We start from the raw sequence: 489 nt of genomic DNA, 5'->3' as shown, positions 1-489 counted from the left end.
GTGGAAGTGCGCGCCGGTACCGGCGGTGACGAAGCCGCGCTGTTTGCTGGTGACTTGTTCCGTATGTACAGCCGCTACGCCGAAGCGCGTCGCTGGCGCGTAGAGATCATGAGTGCCAACGAAGGCGAACATGGTGGCTATAAAGAAGTTATCGCCAAGATCAGCGGCGACGGCGTGTACGGTCGTCTTAAGTTTGAATCCGGCGGTCACCGCGTGCAGCGCGTGCCTGCGACAGAATCTCAGGGACGTATTCACACCTCAGCCTGTACGGTTGCGGTGATGCCGGAACTGCCGGAAGCCGAACTGCCGGACATCAATCCGGCGGATCTGCGAATTGATACGTTCCGCTCCTCCGGGGCGGGCGGTCAGCACGTTAACACCACCGACTCCGCGATCCGTATTACCCACCTGCCAACCGGTATTGTGGTGGAGTGTCAGGACGAACGTTCCCAGCACAAAAACAAAGCTAAAGCGTTGTCTGTACTGGGT

General features: G+C 58.9%; 1 protein-coding gene. It reads left to right on the top strand.

Annotation, left to right across the window (positions count from 1 at the left end; translation table 11 throughout):
* Window positions 1-489, top strand: a 489-nt coding sequence (locus AACW18_RS11275; RefSeq protein ID WP_218390083.1) for a PCRF domain-containing protein, incomplete at both ends; no start/stop codon positions are given.

The organism is Aeromonas sp. sia0103 (assembly GCF_963895295.1).
In the GTDB taxonomy this organism is placed as follows: Bacteria; Pseudomonadota; Gammaproteobacteria; order Enterobacterales; family Aeromonadaceae; genus Aeromonas; species Aeromonas encheleia.
This window is presented reverse-complemented; position numbering and strand designations above follow the sequence as displayed.